Annotated in this window: 12 protein-coding genes; 6 read left to right on the top strand and 6 right to left on the bottom strand. The window is 75.4% G+C overall.

Annotation, left to right across the window (positions count from 1 at the left end; all coding sequences use genetic code 11):
• Positions 1 to 52: 52 nt before the first annotated feature.
• Entirely contained in the window at positions 53 to 1276 is a 1224-nt protein-coding gene (locus tag ABZY91_RS02730; RefSeq protein WP_355399270.1) for a sensor histidine kinase, read from the top strand.
• Positions 1273 to 1956, top strand: a complete 684-nt coding sequence (locus ABZY91_RS02725) for a response regulator transcription factor (RefSeq protein ID WP_329883701.1) — start codon at positions 1273 to 1275, stop codon at positions 1954 to 1956. The genes ABZY91_RS02730 and ABZY91_RS02725 overlap by 4 nt, the downstream gene beginning before the upstream one ends.
• A gap of 80 nt (positions 1957 to 2036) precedes the next feature.
• Here ABZY91_RS02725 and ABZY91_RS02720 read toward each other — a convergent pair whose 3' ends face one another.
• On the bottom strand, positions 2037 to 3236 hold the full coding sequence (locus tag ABZY91_RS02720) for an MFS transporter (protein ID WP_329883700.1): 1200 nt from the start codon (positions 3234 to 3236) through the stop codon (positions 2037 to 2039).
• Positions 3237 to 3301: 65 nt separating this feature from the next.
• Here ABZY91_RS02720 and ABZY91_RS02715 point away from each other — a divergent pair, with 65 nt between their 5' ends.
• Positions 3302 to 3664, top strand: coding sequence for a MerR family transcriptional regulator (locus ABZY91_RS02715; RefSeq protein ID WP_329883699.1), 363 nt, complete (start codon positions 3302 to 3304; stop codon positions 3662 to 3664).
• Between the two features lie 37 nt (positions 3665 to 3701).
• On the opposite strand, the gene ABZY91_RS02710 is transcribed toward ABZY91_RS02715, so the two are convergent.
• Positions 3702 to 5288, bottom strand: a complete 1587-nt coding sequence (locus ABZY91_RS02710; RefSeq protein ID WP_355399316.1) for a glycosyl hydrolase family 18 protein — start codon at positions 5286 to 5288, stop codon at positions 3702 to 3704.
• A gap of 358 nt (positions 5289 to 5646) precedes the next feature.
• Here ABZY91_RS02710 and ABZY91_RS02705 point away from each other — a divergent pair, with 358 nt between their 5' ends.
• On the top strand, positions 5647 to 8871 hold the full coding sequence (locus ABZY91_RS02705) for a S41 family peptidase (protein ID WP_355399267.1): 3225 nt from the start codon (positions 5647 to 5649) through the stop codon (positions 8869 to 8871).
• 132 nt (positions 8872 to 9003) lie between these two features.
• On the opposite strand, the gene ABZY91_RS02700 is transcribed toward ABZY91_RS02705, so the two are convergent.
• Positions 9004 to 9300, bottom strand: coding sequence for a hypothetical protein (locus ABZY91_RS02700; protein ID WP_355399266.1), 297 nt, complete (start codon positions 9298 to 9300; stop codon positions 9004 to 9006).
• A gap of 177 nt (positions 9301 to 9477) precedes the next feature.
• Here ABZY91_RS02700 and ABZY91_RS02695 point away from each other — a divergent pair, with 177 nt between their 5' ends.
• Entirely contained in the window at positions 9478 to 10521 is a 1044-nt protein-coding gene (locus tag ABZY91_RS02695) for a WYL domain-containing protein (protein WP_355399264.1), read from the top strand.
• Here the strand turns inward: ABZY91_RS02695 and ABZY91_RS02690 are convergent.
• Positions 10512 to 11471 (bottom strand): SDR family oxidoreductase, encoded by a 960-nt coding sequence (locus tag ABZY91_RS02690; RefSeq protein ID WP_355399262.1) that lies wholly within the window; start codon positions 11469 to 11471, stop codon positions 10512 to 10514. The two genes, ABZY91_RS02695 and ABZY91_RS02690, sit on opposite strands and share 10 nt — an antisense overlap.
• Before the next feature lie 203 nt (positions 11472 to 11674).
• Between ABZY91_RS02690 and ABZY91_RS02685 the strand changes: the two genes are divergently transcribed.
• Complete coding sequence (locus ABZY91_RS02685; RefSeq protein WP_355399260.1) at positions 11675 to 12472, top strand: phosphoribosyl-dephospho-CoA transferase MdcG domain-containing protein; 798 nt, start codon at positions 11675 to 11677, stop codon at positions 12470 to 12472.
• Positions 12473 to 12520: 48 nt separating this feature from the next.
• On the opposite strand, the gene ABZY91_RS02680 is transcribed toward ABZY91_RS02685, so the two are convergent.
• Both ABZY91_RS02680 and snpA read right to left on the bottom strand, forming a co-directional pair.
• The gene (locus ABZY91_RS02680) at positions 12521 to 13180 is read right to left on the bottom strand and encodes a pentapeptide repeat-containing protein (protein WP_355399258.1); all 660 of its coding nucleotides are present in this window, start codon (positions 13178 to 13180) and stop codon (positions 12521 to 12523) included.
• 270 nt (positions 13181 to 13450) lie between these two features.
• On the bottom strand, positions 13451 to 14077 hold the full coding sequence (gene snpA / locus ABZY91_RS02675) for a snapalysin (RefSeq protein WP_329883693.1): 627 nt from the start codon (positions 14075 to 14077) through the stop codon (positions 13451 to 13453).
• Positions 14078 to 14449: the final 372 nt, after the last annotated feature.

Here is a 14449-nt window from a genome sequence, read left to right as displayed (position 1 = left end):
CCGTGCGCCCGCACCCCCGCGCGGCGGTCACCGCCCTCACCCGGGAGCCGCCATGAGCCCTCCGTCCGCGATCCGGCCGATCGGGATGATCCGGACGAGCCCGCTGAAGCGGATGAGCCGACTGGTCCCGCCGGTGTGGACGGGCCCGGCCGACCGGGCGGGCCGGGCGGGCCCGCTGGGCCGGACGAACTGGACCAGCCCCCGGGACGCCGTCCTGGCGGGCGTGTTCCTGATCGCCATGTCCGTCGACCGGATCGAGGCGGCCGACGGACTGCACACCGGTCTGCCCCTCGCGCTGACGCTCAGCGCGGTCGCGGCCGGTGCGCTGGCCGTCCGGCGGACCCTGCCGCTGGCCGGCTACCTGGTGGGCTCGGCGGCGCTCTCGGCGGAGGCGCTGTTCGTCCTGCCCAGCGCCGTCTCGCCGTACGCCAACCTGGTCGGCCTCTACTCGATCGGCCTGTACGCGACGCGCCGCCGCGCCTGGTTCGGCCCCTTCGCCGCCCTGCTCGGCATGGCCGCCTACTTCGCGGACCTCGCCCACACCTACCCCGTCATCCCGACCGGCGTCCTCTTCCTGTGGCTGCTCGGCTGGGCCGTCGGCTACGGCACGGCCCGGCGGGTCGAGGAGCGGGGCGCCGCCCGGCTGCGGCTGCGCCAGCAGGTCGTGGCCGAGGAGCGGGCCCGGCTCGCCCGCGAACTGCACGACCTGGTCGGCCACACCCTGAACGTCCTCCTGATCCAGGCCGGCGCCGCCCGACGGCTGCTCGACCGGGAGCCGGAGCGCACCCGCGAGCTGCTGTCCGGGATGGAGCACAGCGGCCGCGAGGCGCTGGACGACCTCGACCGGGTCCTCGGGCTGCTGCGGCGCGGTGCCGAGGCGCCCGGGGGCCCCGCCCTGCAGCCGGGCCTGGCCGATCTGGACCGGCTCACCGGGCGGCTCGAACAGGCCGGCCTGCGGGTGAGCGTGCGGGTCGACCGGGGCGCCGACCGGGTGCCGCGGAGCCTCGACGTGTCGGCGTACCGGATCGTCCAGGAGGCGCTCACCAACACCGTCAAGCACGCCCGGGCCCGGACCGCCTCGGTCACCGTCCGGTGCACCGGTGGCTCGCTCGACATCGAGGTGAGCGACGACGGTCGGGGCTCCGACGCCGGGTACACACCCGGCCGGGGGCTGCTGGGCATCGCCGAGCGGGTCTCGATGCTCGGCGGCAGCGTGGAACACGAGCGCGGCGAGCAGGGCGGCTTCCGGCTCCGCGCCGTGCTCCCGATCCCGTGAACATCCGGGTCGTCGTGGCGGACGACGACGCACTGCTGCGCGCGGGGGTGGCCCTCGTGCTGGAGACCGACGACCGGATCGAGGTGGTCGGCCACGCCGCGGACGGCCTGCGGGCGGTGGAGCTCTGCCGCGAACTGGTGCCGGACGTCGTCCTGATGGACGTCCGGATGCCCGGCATCGACGGGGTGGAGGCGACCCGGCGGATCACCGCCGCCGGACTGTCGACCCGGGTGCTGGTGCTGACCACCTTCCACCACGACGACTACGTGTGGGGCGCGCTGCGGGCGGGAGCGGGCGGCTTCCTCCTCAAGCGGGCCTCGGCCGAGCGGCTCATCGACGCGGTGCACACGCTCGCCGGGGGCGAGTCGGTGCTCGACCCCGCGGTCACCCGGGACCTGGTGGCCCAGGTGGTCGGCCGTGTCGCGGACCGGCCTCCGCCGTCGCCGGAGGACACCCGGCTCGCCCAGCTGACGGCGCGCGAGCGGGAGGTGCTGCGGCTGGCGGCGGAGGGGCGGTCCAACCGGGAGATCGCCACGCTGCTCGTCCTCGCCGAGTCGACGGTGAAGACGCACATGAAGCGGATCCTCACGAAGATCGACGCCCGGGACCGCGCCCAGGCGGTCGCCATCTCGTACCGGAGCGGACTGATGCCGCCCCGGGACGCGCTGGGCGGGTACTGACCCCGGGCCGGGCCCCGGCCCGTGTCCGTACGGCCCGGGGCTCGGTCAGGCCCGGGGCTCGGTCAGGCCCTGCGGCGCGGTCAGGCCGGCGTGGTCCGGCGCGACGGGAAGGCGTGGGTGCGGGCGGCGAGGACGACCGCGAGGACGGGGAGCAGCAGGAGCAGCACGGCCCACGGGAAGGAGTCCGCGCCGAGCCCGTCGAGCAGCAGCCCGCCGGCCACGCCACCGCCCGCCATGGCCGCGTTCCAGAGGGTGACCAGCATCGCCTGCGCGGCGTCCGCCTGCTCGCCGCCCGCGTCGCCCGCGGCGGTCTGCAGCAGGGTCGGGATGCCGCCCCAGCCGAGGCCCCACAGCACGGCCGCGGCGTAGACCGGGACGGCGCTGCCGGCCAGCACGCCGAGGACCGCCGCCGCGGCGGCGACCAGCAGGGTGGACGCGACGGTCAGGGCACGCAGTCGTCGGTGGATGTGCGCGCCGGTGAACCAGATGCTCACCAGCGAGGCGACGCCGAAGGCGAGCAGCACGGTGTCGGTGGCGCCGCCCATGCCGCGCCGGTCGAGGTAGGGGGCGACGTAGGTGTAGAGGACGGTGTGCGCGAGGACGAAGACGAAGGTCACGGCCAGGACCGGCGCCACCCCGGGGACGGCCAGGGCGCGCAGCACCGGGGCCCGTTCCGTCCGGGCCAGGCCGGGCCGCTCGGGGACGGTCGCGGCGATCCAGCCGGTCACGCCGACCGCGATCACGGTCATGACCAGGAACGACACCCACCAGCCGAGCACCCTGCCGAGGAAGGTCCCGGCAGGCACGCCCAGCGACAGGGCGAGCGGGACGCCCGTCATCGCCACGGCGATGGCCCGGCCCTGGAGTTCGGGCGGCGCGAGCCGGCGGGCGTACCCGGCGAGCAGCGCCCAGGCGAGGCCGGCGGCGACCCCGGCGAGGAACCGGGCGGCCATGGTGAGCAGGTAGTCGGTGGAGAGGGCGGTGACGGTGTTGGCCACCGCGAACCCGGCCATGGCGGTGAGCAGCAGCCGGCGGCGCGGCCGGCCGGCGGTGGCCGCGGTCAGGGGGACGGCGGTGACGGCGGTCCCGAGGGCGTAGACGGTGACGGCCTGGCCCATGGCGGATTCGCCGACGCCGAGGTCGGCGCTCATCGCGGGCAGGACGCCCGCGGGCAGGGTTTCGGTGAGGGCCGTGACGAAGACGGCGGTGGCGAGGGCCAGCAGGGCGGGCAGGGGGAGTTTCCGCTGCTCGACGGCGGTGGGTCGGTCGGTGGTCCGCATGGCGGCTATGCTCGAACGCTCACACTGGTGTGAGGGTCAATCAGTCCCGGGGTGAGGTGGGGCACATGCGGATCGGCGAGCTGTCCGAGCGGACCGGGGCGTCCCGGCGGCTGCTGCGGTACTACGAGGAGCAGGGCCTGATCCTGGCCGAACGCTGCGCCAACGGCTACCGCGCCTACGACGAGCCGACCGTGGACCGGGTGCTGCAGATCCGGGGACTGCTCGACTCGGGGCTGCCGACCAGGATCATCAAGCAGATCCTGCCGTGCCTCGACAAGCCCCGGGCCATCCACTTCCCGGACGCCACGCCGGAGATGATCGCCACCCTGGAGCAGGAGCGGGACGGCATGAGCGAGCGGATCCGGTGCCTCACCCGCAACCGGGACGCGATCGCGGAGTACCTGGAGGCGGTCCGGGTGGACCGCTGAGCGGCGGGGGTGTCCCCGCCGCCCGGCGGCCGTCCGGTCAGCGGCGGAAGTAGGAGTCGAAGTTCTTCGAGAACTCCCGGCCCGCGAACTGGTCCCAGTTGATCGACCAGGTCATCAGGCCGCGCAGGCCGGGCTGGGCGCCGGCCTTCGGGACGTAGGTGCCGCAGTTGGTGAGCTTGGTGAGGCAGTCCAGCGCCTTGTTGACCTCGGCGGGGGCGACGTAGCCGTTGCCCGCGTTGGTGGTGGCCGGCATGCCGATGGCGATCTTGGAGGCCGGCAGCGGCGGGAAGACGTTGTTCGCGTTGCCCGCCACCGGGAAGCCCTTGAGCAGCAGGTCGGTCATCGCGACGTGGAAGTCCGCGCCGCCCATCGAGTGGTACTGGTTGTCCAGGCCCATGATGGAGCCGGAGTTGTAGTCCTGGACGTGGAGCAGGGTGAGGTCGTCGCGCAGGGCGTGGATCACCGGCAGGTAGGCGCCGGCGCGCGGGTCCTGGCCGCCCCAGGGGCCCGATCCGTAGTACTGGTAGCCGAGCTGGACGAAGAACGTCTCCGGGGCCATGGTCAGCACGAAGTTCGGACCGTACTTGGCCTTCAGCGTCTTGATCGCGGAGATCAGGTTGACGACGACCGGGCTGGTCGGGTTCTTGAAGTCGGTGTCGCCGGTCTGGAGCGACAGCGAGTGGCCCTCGAAGTCGATGTCCAGGCCGTCCAGGCCCCACTTGTCGATGATCGCCGAGACGGAGCTGACGAAGGTGTCCCGGGCCGCCGCGGTGGTGAGCTGGACCTGGCCGTTCTGACCGCCGATCGAGATCAGCACCTTCTTGCCCTTGGCGCGCTTCGCGGCGATGGCGGCCTTGAAGTCGGCGTCGGACTCGACGGTCGGGCAGTCGGCGACCGAGCACCGGTTGAACCGGATGTCGCCGGAGGTGACGGAGGTCGGCTCGCCGAAGGAGAGGTTGATGAAGTCCCACGAGTCCGGGATGTCGGCGACCTTCGTGTAGCCGGCGCCGTTGGCGAAGCTGGCGTGCAGGTAGCCGACCAGGGCCTTGCCGCCGGGCTGCGTGGTGGGCGTGACCGTGGGCGTCACGGTCGGCGTCACGGTCGGGGTGACGGTGGGCGTCACCGTCGGCGTCACGGTCGGGGTGACGGTCGGTGTCGCGGTGGGCGTGACGGTCGGGCTGGGAGCGCCCGGGCCGTCCAGCGACACGTCGTCGGCGTAGTACGTGCCCTGCCCGTACCAGCCGTGCGTGTAGACGGTGGCGCTGGTCTGGTTGGCGCCGGTGGTGAAGCTGACGCTGAGCTTCTGGTACGCACCGCCGGTGGCGGGCGTCCAGGTGGAGGTGCCGCCGTCCACGCCGAGGTAGACGTACGAGCCCTTCAGGTACGCGCTGAGCGTGTAGGTGGTGTTGGGCGCGACCGTGACGGTCTGCGCGCAGCGGGCGGTGTCGCTCGCCGAGGCGGCCGCCGCCAGGGCGTAACTACCTCCGTGGGACTGGCCGGTGACGACGCTACCGGAGGCCGCGGAGCAGCTCCACGGGCCGACGGCGCCGCTCTCGAAGCCGCCGTTGACCAGGAACTCGCCGGCGGAGGCGGAGGGCGCGAGGCCCAGGGTGAGGCCGACCATGGTGGCGGCGGCGACGGCGGACGCGGTACCGGCGGCCAGCAGCGTGCGCGGGCGGCGGCGGACGGCGGGCACGACGGGTACGGGGGATCTGCGCATGTGGGGGACTCTCCTCGCGGAGGCGCGGGCGTGGGGGTCGTCCGGGGCAGGCCGGAACGCGCGCAGACGGTGGGGGAACGGCGCGGCCAGACATACCAGTTGGACTAGACCACTGAAGTGGATGCGGCGGTTCGGTGTCAATGGTCCAGACCGGTTCCGGCCCCCGCCACGGCCCGGACACCGGCCCGGAGAGGGCCCCGGCACCGGCCCGCCCGGACCGCCCCCGGTTGCCGGACGTGACACCCCGTCGAAGCATGGAGGAGTGACGTCACCCGGTTACCTCCGCCACCCCCACCTGCGCGGGAACCTGCTGACCTTCACCGCCGAGGACGACGTCTGGCTCGCACCGCTCGGCGACGACGCCACCACCGGCCGCGCCTGGCGGGTCAGCTGCGACCGCACCCGGGTCAGCCACCCCCGCCTCTCCCCCGACGGCCGCACCCTCGCCTGGACCGGCTGGTACAGCCTGACCCCCGAGGTGTGGACCGCACCCGTCGACGGCGGCGAGGCCCACCGGCTCACCCACTGGGGCAGCCAGGACACCCGGCTGCGCGGCTGGCTGCCGGACGGCGAACTGCTCGCCGTCACCTCGTACCACGAGCCCTTCGGCCACTACACCTGGGCGCACGCCCTCCCCGCCGACGGCGGACCCGGTCGCCGGATGCCCTGGGGGCCGGTCGGCGACGCCCAGGTCGGCCCCGCCCACACCGTGCTCCTCACCGGCTCCGCCCCGCACGAACCGGCCGCCTGGAAGCGCTACCGGGGCGGCGCCACCGGCCGGCTCTGGGTGGACGGCGAACGCCTCCTGGAGGGCCACCCCGGCCACCTCGCCTCGCCGATGCCGGTCACCTCGGCGGACGGCGACCGGATCGCCTTCCTCTCCGACCACGAGGGCATCGGCAACCTCTACTCCTGCCGCCCCGACGGCACCGACCTGCGCCGGCACACCGACCACGCCTCCTACTACGCCCGCGAGGCCGCCGGTGACGGCACCCGGATCGTCTACCAGCACGCCGGCGACCTCTGGCTGCTGGACAGCCTCGACGCCCCCGCCCCGCGCCGGCTGCGCGTCCCGCTCGGCGGCGCCCGGGCCGGCCGACGGCCCTACCAGGTGAACGCCGCCTCGCACGTCAAGGACCTCGCCTGCGACCAGACCGGCCGGGCCGGGGTGATCACCGTCCGCGGCAGCCAGTACTGGCTCACCCACCGCGACGGGCCCGCCCGGGCCCTCGCCGACACGCCCGGCGTACGCACCCGGCTGCCGGTCGTCCTCGGCCACACCGGCGAGGCCGCCTGGATCACCGACGCCCGCGGCGAGGACGCAGTCGAGATCGTGCCGCTGCCCGGCCACGAGCAGGCCCCCGGACAGCGCGGCCACCGGGTGCTCGCCGACGGCCGGCTCGGCCGCGTCCTGGAACTCACCGCCTCCCCCGACGGCACCCACCTCGCCGCCGCCTCCTCCGACGGGCGGCTCCTGCTGCTCGCCACCGCCGACGGCACCGTCCGCGAAGTCGCGGCCTCCGGCCACGGCCCGGTCGCCGGCGCCCGGTTCTCCCCCGACTCGCACTGGCTCGCGTGGTCCCAGCCGGCCGCCGGCCGCTCACTGCGCCGCATCCGGCTCACCCGCACCGACGGGCCCGCGCCCGTCACCGACGTCACGGACGGCCGGTTCGAGGACGAGCAGCCGGTCTTCACCCGGGACGGCCGCTACCTGGCCTTCCTCTCCTGGCGCGGCTTCGACCCCGTGCACGACGTGCACACCGGCGACCTCTCCTTCCCGCTCGGCTGCCGTCCCTACCTCGTGCCGCTCGCCGCCGACACGCCGTCCCCGTTCGCGGCCCCCGCCGAGGACGGCGCCCCGCGCGGCGACGGCGGCGGCGACGGCACCGTGCACGTCGATCCTGCGGGCATCGGCGAGCGGCTGGTCCCCTTCCCGGTGCTGGCCTCCAAGTACTCGGCCACCGACAGCGTCCGGGGCGGGCTGGTCTGGCTGCGCTGGCCGATCTCCGGCACCCTCGGGCAGACCTTCACCAACCCCGACGACACCTCCGGCCGCCCCTCCCTGGAGTACTTCGACCTGGCCCGCGGCACCCGCACCACCCTCGCCGACCGGCTCGACGGCTACGCCGTCTCCGGCGACGGCGGCTCGGTCGCCGTCTACTCGTCCGGCACCCTGCGGATCCTCCCGGTGGCCGCCCCCACCGCCGCCACCAGCGTCGACCTGCGCCGGATCACCCACACCGTGCGGCCGGCCGCCGAGTGGCGGCAGTCCTACGCGGAGGCCGCCCGGATCGTCCGCGACCAGTTCTGGGACGCCGGGATGTCCGGGCTGGACTGGCCGGCCCTGGTCGCCCAGTACGAGCCGCTGCTGGACCGCATCGCCGGCCCCGACGACTTCGCCGACCTGCTGCGCGAACTCCTCGGCGAACTCGGCACCTCGCACGCCTACGTCACCGCCTCCCGGCGCGGCGAGGGGCCGTCCCTCGCCCAGCAGCCGCTCGGCCTGCTCGCCGCCAACGCCCACCGCTCCCCCGACGGACGCTGGCTGCTCGACCGCATCCTCCCCGGCGAGTCCTCCGACCCGCGCGCCCGCGCCCCGCTCGCCGCCCAGGGCGTGCACGACGGCGACGAACTGCTCGCCGTGGCCGGCCGCCCGGTCGACCCGGTGCGCGGACCGCTCCCGCTGCTCGCCGGCACCGGCGGGACCATCGTGGAACTGACCCTGCGCGGCGGCGGGCCGGACGGCCAGGTGCGGCGGATCACCGTCACACCGCTCACCGACGAGCGCCCCGTCCGGTACCAGGACTGGGTGGCCAAACGACGCGCCCTGGTCCGCGAGTTCAGCGACAGCCGGTGCGGCTACCTGCACATCCCCGACCTCGGCGGCTCGGGCTGGGCCCAGTTCAACCGGGACCTGCGGCGCGAGCTCGACAAGCCCGCGCTCGTCCTCGACGTCCGCGGGAACGCCGGCGGCAACGTCTCGGAACTGGTGCTGGAGAAACTCACCCGGCGGGTACTCGCCTGGGACTTCAGCCGGGGCCGGGAGCCGGTCCGGTGGCCGCGCGACGCCCCGCGCGGGCCCGTCGTGGCACTCGCCGACGAGGCCACCAGTTCGGACGGCGACGTCATCATCGCGGCGATCAGGCTGCTCGGGCTCGGCCCGGTGGTCGGCAACCGGACCTGGGGCGGCGTGGTCGGCATGACCGGACGGCACACCCTCGGCGACGGGACGCAGATCTCGGTGCCGAAGAACGCCTCCTGGTTCACCGGCGGGCTCGGCTGGTCGGTGGAGAACCGCGGCGTCGAGCCGGACGTGCACGTGCTGCGCACCCCCCGGGACTGGGCCTCGGGCCGCTACCCCGAGCTGGTCATGGCGGTGCGGCTGGCGCTGGAGCTGCTGGACGACGTACCGGCCGCCGTCCCTCCTCCCGACGACACCCCCCGGCCGGACCTGCGGCGGCCCCCGCTGCCGCCCCGGGACCGGTGACGCGGACGGGGACGGGATTCGGGGGCGGTGATCCGGACGGTGGCGGGGACGCCGGGGACGGCAGGGGGACGCGGCGGCAGCGGTCCGCCGGGGCGCCCGGCGGGCGGGCGCCCCGCGGCGGACCGGGCGGGGTCAGTCCCAGGGGTCGCCCTCGGCCGTCATGTTCTCGCGGGCCCGCTCCTCGGCCTCCCGCTCGCTGATCCCGGTCGACCGCCGGGCCTCGGACTCCCGGACCTCGGCCTCCCGGACCTCACGGGCCCGCTCGGTGTCGGCGTTGAAAGCGTCGGCCGCCTCGTCGTGGGCGAGCGCGGCGCGCTGGGCGGAGTCCGCCATCGCGGTGGTGTCCTGCTCGTGGCCCCCGCCGAGCGAGGACCTGTCCTCCCCTGCGGCGGCGTGCTCCTTGTGGCGGAACCTGTCGAAGATGCCCATGACTCCTCCTCCGGACGACTTCCGGGCTGCCCCCACTCTCACACCGGCGCGCGACGGACGCATCCGCTGCGGAGACGGGCGGCGGGGTGCCGGGCCGGCCGGGCCGGCCCGGGCGGAACCGGTGGCCCGGGCGGAACCGGTGCCGTGCCCGTTCACCCGGCCGCCGATCATTGAGGCATGCGTGCCGCCCGCCTGATCCGCATGGCCTTCCTCGTCCAGTCGAACCCCGGCGTGACCGCCGCCACCCTCGCCCGTGAGCTGGAGGTCTCCGAGCGGACGGTGATCCGGGATGCCCAGGCCCTCCAGGAGGCCGGTGTCCCGGTCCGTTCGGAGCGTGGCCGGGTGGGCGGCTACCACCTGCCGCCGGGCTACCGGACCCGGCTCACCACGCTGCACCCCACCGAGGCGGAGACCCTCTTCCTGTCCGGCGTGCCCACCGCCCTGCGGGACCTCGGGCTGTCGGACGCGGCGAGCGCGGCCCGGCTGAAACTGACCGCCACCCTGCTCCCGTCGGTGCGCACGGCGGCCGAGTCCTCGGTACGCCGCTTCCACCTCGACGCCCCCGCCTGGTTCCGCGAGCCGGAGGCACCGCGGCTCCTGCCGGAGCTGGCCCGCGCGGTGTGGTCCGACCGGACCGTGGAGCTGACGTACGCGCGGCCGGGCAGGGACGGCGCCCCGCCCGCCGCGGTGACCCGCGTGGTGGAGCCGTACGGGGTCGTCCTGAAAGCGGGCGTCTGGTACCTGGTGGGCCGCGTTCCGGGTGAGCCGACCGACCGTGACCGTGACGGCGCCTGGCGTACCTACCGTGTCGACCGCGTCACGGCACTGGCCGCCGCCCCGGGCCCGGAAGGGCCGTTCGTCCGCGACCCGGCCTTCGACCTGGCGGCGCACTGGGAGGCGCACTCGGCCGGGTTCGCCCGGGCGCTGCTGCGCACCCGTGTCGCGGTGCGGCTGACCGCGTCGGGCCTGCGACGGCTGCCCGCCGTGGTGGACGAGGCGGCGGTCGAGGAGGCGCTGGCCTCGGCGACCGCGCCGGACGCCGCCGGGCGGGTCACACTCGACCTGCCGGCGGAGTCGGACGAGGTCGCGTTCGACCAGTTGTCCAGGCTGGGCCCGGAGGTGGAGGTGCTGGCCCCGGCGGGCCTGCGCGCCCGCTTTCGCGAGCGCGCGTCGGCCCTGGCCGCCCTGTACGGGGCACCCGGGCCCGAGGATCAGCGGTAGTCGTCGGGCGAGGCGTCCTTCCCGCCGTGGACGACGTCCTCGAAGTAGGCCCAGGCGTCCGGCCTGCTGCCGTCCACGTCCCGGACGTCGTAGGCCCTGGCGAGCTCCCCGCTGGAGGTGGACCTGCCGTTCCAGCGCGCGGCCCGGTCCGGGTCGGCGGCCAGCGCCGCGACCGTGCGCGCGAGGTAGTGCGGCGACTCGGCGATCGCGAAGGCCGGTTCCCGGGCGACGGCGTCGCGCCAGTTCTCCTCGCCGACCCCGAAGTGGGCGAGCATCTGCTCCGAGCGCAGGAAGCCCGGCGAGACCGCCACCGCCGTGCCCCCGTACTCGGCCAGTTCCTGGCCCAGCCCGAAGGCCAGGCGGATCGGGGCGTTCTTGGCCAGGTCGTAGTACATGTTCTCGCGGTAGCGGCGGTTGGAGACCGCCGTGCCGTCGGTGACCTCCACGTGCAGCGGCGCGTCGGAGCGGATCAGCAGCGGGAACAGGAGTGCCGCCGTGATCACGTGCGAACGGGCTCCGAGTTCCAGGATGCGCAGGCCGTCGGCGAGCGGCGTCTCCCAGCTCTTCTTGCCGAAGACGGAACGGACGAGCAGGTGTTCGCCGCCCCACAGGTCGTTGACGAGCACGTCGAGGCGCCCCTGTTCACGGTCGATCCGCTCGGCGAGGGCGCGGACCCGGTCCTCGTCGAGGTGGTCGGTGGGGACGGCGATCCCGGTGCCGCCGGCCGCTGTGACGAGCTCCGCGCTCTCCTCGATGGTCTCCGTGCTCCGGCCGACCTCGCTGGCCCGGGTGCGGGTGGTGCGTCCGGTGACGTAGACGGTGGCGCCGGCGCGGCCGAGCTCGACGGCGATTGCGCGCCCCGCGCCGCGGGTGGCCCCGGCCACGAGCGCGATCCGACCGACGAGCGGACCGTCCTGGACGACGTCAGGGGTGGTGGTTTCCCGGTTCATGCACTCCATCGTCCACACCAAAAGTGACAGAACACGTCACCCTTTTCCGCGAGCGTCCCGCGCGTTCCTCCGAGGCGTTCCCGTCCCCCGAGCCTTGAGCCGTTGGTCCCGGGTGGAAGCGTCGAAAGGCCGTATCCCTGACGGCGGACCAGGAGCAGGGTGGGACCCGTCACCCGGTCCCGATCCCACCCCAGGAGCCCGCCGTGACCGTCGCCGCCCACACCGGTGTCCGCCGCCCGAGCGAGGAGCTGCACGACGGACCGCGCCGGCTGGTCGGGCCGCTGGCCGCGCTGGACGGCAGGCTGCCCGGCGTCCACGACCTGCTGCTCGTGCAGTGCCCGAGCTCGCTGCGCCCGCTCGGCGGCGGCGGGCTGCCGCACTGGGCGCGGCAGGTGCTGCGGGCCCACCCCTGGGTGACCGTCGGCCGGGCGCCCGTCGTGGCGGGTTCCCCGGCGGACACCCCGCATCCGGTGAGCTGCGTCCGGGACGCCTCGGCCGCGCCGGAGACCTGGCTGCCGGTGACGGTGCGCGGCCCGGAGCGCGGGCAGCGGCTGGACGCGCTGGTGCCCCGGGCGGCGGTGGCCCGCACGCTCCGGCCCGAACAACTCCCCGGCCGGATCGACCTGCTGCCGCCGCAGCGGACGGCGGCGGTTCCGGCGCTCGCGGTTCTCCCGGTGGCCGGGCAGCTGGTGGCGGACCACCGGCTGGCCTGGGGGCCGATCGGCGCGGTCGGCTACGAGTTGGGCAGCGGCGAGCCGGTGGCCGGCCCGCTGAGCCCGCTGCGGCTGGTGCTGCGCGCGCCGCAGCCGGTGAGCCGGCGGGACGCGCTGCAGCTGCGGCGGGCGCTGAGCCGGCTGCGGGTGCCCGTCCAGGCGGAGTTGGAGACCCGGCACGGCGCCGTCCTGCTGGCCGAGTACGCGGCCGCGCCGCCGACGGTCACCCTGCTGACGCCGGACGGCCCCCGGGAGGTCCACGACCCGTGGTTCCCCCGGGAGCTGTGACACCCGTGCCGGCCTCGCCGCCTGGACGGGGGCCGGGGGCCGGGGCGCTCAGCCGTCCTTCACGGTGATTCCCAGGGCCTGGGCGAACTGGGGTGCCAGTTCGAGCAGTTGGGTGGAGCTGATCAGGGCGCCGCGCAGGCCCTGGTGGCCGTCGGGCAGGCCCAGGGCGGCGGCGCCGCGCAGGTCCACCTTGCTGAGGGCCGCGCCGCGCAGCCGGACCTCCTCCAGGGTGGAGCCGGGGAAGGCGACGTCGGTGAGCCGCGCGTCACCGAAGTCCACGTCGCGCAGCAGGCAGTCCTCGAAGACGACGTCGCGCAGGACGGCGGCGCGCAGGTTGACCGCCTCCAGCTTGCAGCCGCGGAACACCACCCGGCGCAGCGCGGAGCCGTGCGCGGTGACGCCGGCCAGGACGCCGCCGGCGAAGAGGGCGTCCTGCCACTCGCTGTCGGCGAGGTCGCAGGCCACCCAGCGGCCGGCCTGCACCCAGGCCTCGTTGAACCGGGCCTGCCGGAGCTTGACCCCGCTCAGCGCGACACCGGTGAACGCGCACTCCAGGAAGGTCGCACCGGCGGCCGACAGGTCGGTGTACTCGCCGCCGTCGAAGTGGACGGTGTCGTAGCGCGCGTCGCTGCGCAGCGGCCCGGTGTGCGGGCGCAGCAGGTCGGCGTACGGCAGGTCTTCCAGGCGGTCGGGGACGGGCTTGGGCATAGCGGCGGCACCTCGCGGTCGGCGGCGGACGACTCTCGCCCGCATGCTCGCACGCGGCACCGACAGATCCCCTCGGGCGGCGCCCGGCGCGAGCGGGCGCGGCACCGACGGGCTTCCCCGGGCGGCGCCCGGCGCGAGCGGGCGCGGCGGTGACACGGTGGGGCGCGCACCGCCGGCCCTGCTCGGGATCGCCGCAGTGGGCGGGCACGCGCACGGACCGGCCCGGCCGCCGGGGTTCAGCGGCCGGGCCGTCCTGCGGTGCGTCGGGCGTCAGCCGGCCAGGCCGTTCCGCCAGAGGGTGTTGACCCGGCTGCGCTCGGCGCTGTTCGGGTTCGGGTTGGTGCAGGAGGTGCCGGGGCCGCCACCGGACATCAGCTCGCTGCACGGGCCCGAGTAGTGGTCGGGCAGGCCCAGCACGTGCCCGGTCTCGTGCGCGACGACCCGCAGCGAGTTGTACTGACGGTTCTGCGCGTAGTCGAGGAAGATGTACCCGCGCCCGTGGCCGTCGGTGCTGGCGTACGAGCCGCGCGAGTCGTTGCCCTCGTAGTAGCGGAAGTCGGCGGCCGAACCGGACCGCAGCTGGACGTTGGCGACCGAGCTGTTCCAGATCTGCGTGCTCTGGGCTATCTGGTTGCGGAAGGTCGGCGCGCTGCTGGCGTCGTAGGTCACGGTGACGGCCAGCAGGTACGGGTTGGCGGCCTGCTTGGCCTTGGCGGACTTCATGACCGCCTCGTAGAACGCCTTGTTGTTGGCGTCCTCCGCGACCGAGGTCGTGCGGGCGGCGGTGGCCGTGTAGCCCTGGGTGGGCGCGGCGGCGGCCGTGGTGGGCAGGGCGGCGAGACCGGCGGCCAGCGCCAGGCCGAGCGCGGCCGAGAAGGTGCGTGAGACACGGTTCATGTGGGGGCTCCCGTTCACGGGGGTGGAGGGGTGGGGGGTAGCGCGTGGTACCGGTGGTGCAGGCGGTACCGGGCGTGCGGTGGTGCGTGGGGTCGTACGCGGGGTGGTGCGCGCCGCCCGGCACGCCGACCGGCCGGAGGGGGCCGTCCGGTGGGCCGCGCCGGGGGTCGTCAGGAGGCCGGGCCGCCGGCCGGGCCGGACGTTCCGCCGGGAGGAGTCGACGCGGCTGCGCCCGGCACGCTCCGGGTGCGGGCCGGTGCCGAACGGGACGGCACCGAACGGGCCGGGGCCGGAGGGGCCGCCGGGCCTGGCACGGCGGAGGGCGTGCGCGAGACGCGATCCATGTGGGGGCTCCGATTCGCGGAAGCGCCG

Origin of the sequence: Kitasatospora sp. NPDC002965 (genome assembly GCF_040611255.1) — a bacterium.
Classification (GTDB): domain Bacteria; phylum Actinomycetota; class Actinomycetes; order Streptomycetales; family Streptomycetaceae; genus Kitasatospora.
Note: the sequence above shows the minus strand (reverse complement) of the source record. Positions and strands in the feature narration are given on the sequence as shown.

What these genes read in the sequence shown, in the direction of transcription:
- ABZY91_RS02710 (WP_355399316.1), bottom strand. Translation starts at nt 5,288, where the DNA reads ATGGTCGGCCTCACCCTGGGCCTCGCGCCCTCCGCCTCCGCCGGCGAG.
- ABZY91_RS02715 (WP_329883699.1), top strand. Translation starts at nt 3,302, where the DNA reads ATGCGGATCGGCGAGCTGTCCGAGCGGACCGGGGCGTCCCGGCGGCTG.
- snpA (WP_329883693.1), bottom strand. Translation starts at nt 14,077, where the DNA reads ATGAACCGTGTCTCACGCACCTTCTCGGCCGCGCTCGGCCTGGCGCTG.
- ABZY91_RS02720 (WP_329883700.1), bottom strand. Translation starts at nt 3,236, where the DNA reads ATGCGGACCACCGACCGACCCACCGCCGTCGAGCAGCGGAAACTCCCC.
- ABZY91_RS02680 (WP_355399258.1), bottom strand. Translation starts at nt 13,180, where the DNA reads ATGCCCAAGCCCGTCCCCGACCGCCTGGAAGACCTGCCGTACGCCGAC.
- ABZY91_RS02690 (WP_355399262.1), bottom strand. Translation starts at nt 11,471, where the DNA reads ATGAACCGGGAAACCACCACCCCTGACGTCGTCCAGGACGGTCCGCTC.
- ABZY91_RS02695 (WP_355399264.1), top strand. Translation starts at nt 9,478, where the DNA reads ATGCGTGCCGCCCGCCTGATCCGCATGGCCTTCCTCGTCCAGTCGAAC.
- ABZY91_RS02700 (WP_355399266.1), bottom strand. Translation starts at nt 9,300, where the DNA reads ATGGGCATCTTCGACAGGTTCCGCCACAAGGAGCACGCCGCCGCAGGG.
- ABZY91_RS02730 (WP_355399270.1), top strand. Translation starts at nt 53, where the DNA reads ATGAGCCCTCCGTCCGCGATCCGGCCGATCGGGATGATCCGGACGAGC.